The 3,482-nt window shown below is 25.6% G+C and carries 3 protein-coding genes; all 3 read right to left on the reverse strand.

The genetic code is table 11. The annotated features are described in order from the left end of the window. Positions 1–265: 265 nt before the first annotated feature. Positions 266–1,411, reverse strand: a complete 1,146-nt coding sequence (locus tag ACIQ11_RS09595; protein WP_396154402.1) for a tetratricopeptide repeat protein — start codon at positions 1,409–1,411, stop codon at positions 266–268. Further along, a complete protein-coding gene (locus ACIQ11_RS09600; RefSeq protein WP_396154404.1) occupies positions 1,404–2,972 on the reverse strand; it encodes a helix-turn-helix domain-containing protein in 1,569 nt (522 codons plus the stop codon). The genes ACIQ11_RS09595 and ACIQ11_RS09600 overlap by 8 nt, the downstream gene beginning before the upstream one ends. A gap of 86 nt (positions 2,973–3,058) precedes the next feature. Further along, on the reverse strand, positions 3,059–3,482 hold a 424-nt coding region (locus ACIQ11_RS09605), incomplete at its 5' end, for a T9SS type B sorting domain-containing protein (RefSeq protein ID WP_396154406.1).

Consider the following 3,482-nt stretch of genomic DNA (forward strand, 5'->3'; position numbering starts at 1 on the left):
TTATTACATAGTATCCAAAATTATAATAAAATCATATCAATATTAAAAATAGTATTTAAAATAGTATCTATTTTAAATACTATTTTTAATATTGATATGATTTTATTATAATTTTGGATACTATGTAATAATAATAAATCCTTAAAAAACTATAAACTAGCTAATTAAGGATTTTTTAAAGTACACCTATCAAGTGAAAATCTAACTCGATTTTTCAAGAATTAGAGGTTATTTATAATATTAGAGCTGTTTAGCTTCGTGTTTTCTATATTAAGGAACTAAAATTTGAATTTATTTCGTTAATATTTGCTTTTAATTCTTTAATGTTAGTATTGGTTTTTTTATTAATAATTAAAGCAATTAAAGGGATACTTATTGTTAATGCCAGAAATACCAAAATCCAAAAATTAGACAAATCAGACTTTGCTTTGTTTTCCAAATTATTGTAGTTTTCTTGTAATAAATTTTCAATTGATGCACGTTCGTTTTCTTTAAGTTTTGTTTGCGTTTGAATGAATTTTTGTTGGTATTCTTTATATTTTTCTGGTTGATTTATAGCCAAATAGTTTACCGATAAGCCTAAGTATATTTCTTGATTTAAGACCAAATCATTAACGTTTTTGGCTATAAAATAAGCTTGATTTAATTCACTTATTGCATCGGCATACGCTCCGTTAAAAGTGTGTATTTGTGCAATACCTTTAAGTGCAAAAGCTTCTAAACTTTTAGCGTTAACTGACTTTGCACCTTTTAATGCTTCCTTAAAACTTTGTTCGGCCAACCCATTTTCTTCTAATAATAAGTAACAGTTCCCTTTGTTATATTTTGCAATACTTATCTTAGTTGCATTTTCATTTTTTTTGTTATTGTAACTTAAGGTCTTAATGCCTTTATCAAAAAAACTAATGGCAATGTCACAATTAAGCTTTTCTTTATATATAAATCCTCTAACCACGTAATTAACCCCTAAAAAACTAGTTATCGAATCTTGAACGGGATATTCTAAGCACATTTTTTCTGCTCGGTCTAAGTAGGTGATGGCACTTTGATATATATTAAGTTGATGGTACTGAATTCCTGCTTTTGTATCTATTGAGATTTTAAGTAATTTATCTTCTGATTTTGGCAACAATTCTAAAGCTTTTATCAAATATTTTAATGATTTTTGATACTCTCTTTTAGAGGAATACCCATCTGAAACTAATTTGTACGCTTTAATCTTTAAATCAATATTATTTTTTGATAATTGAATGATTTTTAACCCTGTAGAAATTACTTTTTCTGGGTTTTCATACATTTCTACATTTGATGTTTTTATTAATTGCTCTAACTTTTTTTGATCTTGTGCAAAAACAGAATAACGGGTAGAAAGTAGAAGTAAGATTACTAAAATAAAACTTTTTTTATTCATTTTCTGATGGCGTTATTTGGGTATCATTTCTTTCATTTTTCAATATATCGATAAATGTTATTGGTGAAATGCCACTGATTGATTTAAATACAGTTGCAAAACTACTGTGAGATGTAAATCCACTAAGTTCTGCTAAATAACTAATTTTATAATTACAGAAGTTTGGTTCGGTTTTTAGTTTTTCAATAATGAAATTAACTCGTAATTTATTTATATAAGTATTAAAATTTATATGATAATGTTTGTTGATAATTTCTGAAAGGTACTTAGTATTGGTTTCAAAATGTCCTGCTAATACAGCTAATGAAATATCTTTATTTGTAAATTTCGAACTTGATTCAAACTTTTTGAGTTTGTTTAATATTTGTTGTTCGGTTTCTACGGGGATGCTATTTTTTTTATTGATTACTTCGTTTTTTTCTACTTTACTTAAGATGTTTTTATTGGTAACTTTCAAATAGCTAATTATTTCAGTTAGTCTTTTTTTGTAGGTGTATTTTTTATATACAACGAATCCAAATACAATTGAAAATAGAAGAAACAGCCCTATACTTAGATAAAGTTTTTTAGTAAAATCGGTTTTTTTTACGGAATAGTTTATTCGATATTCGGAATTAATTAAATTATAAACGGTATTTATAGCTTCTTCTTCTTTTTTTTCAATTTCTGTTTTTATGGTAAGAAGCTTTGTATTAAATAACTTGTATTCTTGTTCTTTATTTAAAGCCAAATAACTTAAAACTAATGTTTCTGTTGTGTTTTCTAATAGATAAATATTGTCTAATTCAACTAATATTTCTTGTGATTTTAACGCACACTCAATTGCTTTTGAATAGTTTTGTTGATAGAAATAATTTTTAGCAATTTCATTCCAAACCTGTATTTCAAAATATTTGTCTTCTTTATTTATTAGTTTTTTTAAGCTTTCTAATATAGGGATGTTGTTATGAAAATCCCCTAAATTATTATTTATTCTAGATTGTATTAGTAAAAAACGTTTTTTTGATATATTCTCTTTTTGCAAAAATGAATTATAATTGTTTTTTTGAATAATCTCTTTTGCTTTTTTATATTCTTGTTTATGAAGTAATAGCTCTAACTCTTCTAAAATAATTAGTGATTTTATTTCATAAATCTGTTTACTGTTTGTCAAATTATTTACTTCGTAACGTGCTTTATTTAAGTAAATATTACTTTGTTTGTGTAAAAAAATTGATTTTAAAAGTGCTGTTTTCTCAATATTAATTTTTGCTTTTTGAAAAACAGAATTTGATTCTGTGTTTGTATTTGCTTCAAATAAATAATTTGCAGCATTTGTATAGTCTCCTAATATGCTGTAGATTTTGGAAATTAACAAATTTAGTTTTACTTTTTCTTCATTTGTATTTGACCCTTTTAGAAGTAATAATGCTATTTTTAAGGATTCATTTGGCTGAAAAGTTGCGCTATTTTGTGCCTCAGCAATTAACAATTGTTGTTTTGCTGCATTCTGTCCGTTTAATCTACTTGGATGAAAGATTAAAAACAAGAAAATAATAAAACTAAACAATTTATAATTCATAGCCTATTTAATATTAGCCAATAGCAGATGTATTAATTACAAATGTAGCTAATTCCTCTAAAAAACAATGAATTTTTTTATTTATGCTATTTTTTTAAAGCGAAGTGTGCCTTAAATAATTTTTGTTGGTCTTTTTCCTTATATTCTATGGTAAACCAATAGTCTGTTGATGGTAGTACTGAACCAATATAAGTTCCATCCCATCCTTGACTAGTTTCAGTTGGTGTAATTTGCTTTATTAATTTTCCATATCTATCAAAAATAAATATTTTCGCATCTGGTTGATTTAGACCTTTAATATTCCACGTATCATTAATTCCATCGCCATTTGGTGTGAAATATTTTGGGTAATCTATTACCATTACTTCTTTTGTAAGATAGGTACAACCTTGTGTATCAACAACAGTAATAATATGTTTTCCACCACTTACCTCTGTAAATACGTTTGATTCTTGTAAAACCCCATCGTCCAATTGATATAACAATGTTCCTGTTCCACCTATAACGTTT

Source organism: Flavobacterium sp., assembly GCF_044361065.1.
GTDB lineage: Bacteria > Bacteroidota > Bacteroidia > Flavobacteriales > Flavobacteriaceae > Flavobacterium.

Bases quoted from the DNA above. Each gene is read 5' to 3' on its own strand.
- ACIQ11_RS09600 (WP_396154404.1), bottom strand. From the start codon at position 2,972: ATGAATTATAAATTGTTTAGTTTTATTATTTTCTTGTTTTTAATCTTT.
- ACIQ11_RS09595 (WP_396154402.1), bottom strand. From the start codon at position 1,411: ATGAATAAAAAAAGTTTTATTTTAGTAATCTTACTTCTACTTTCTACC.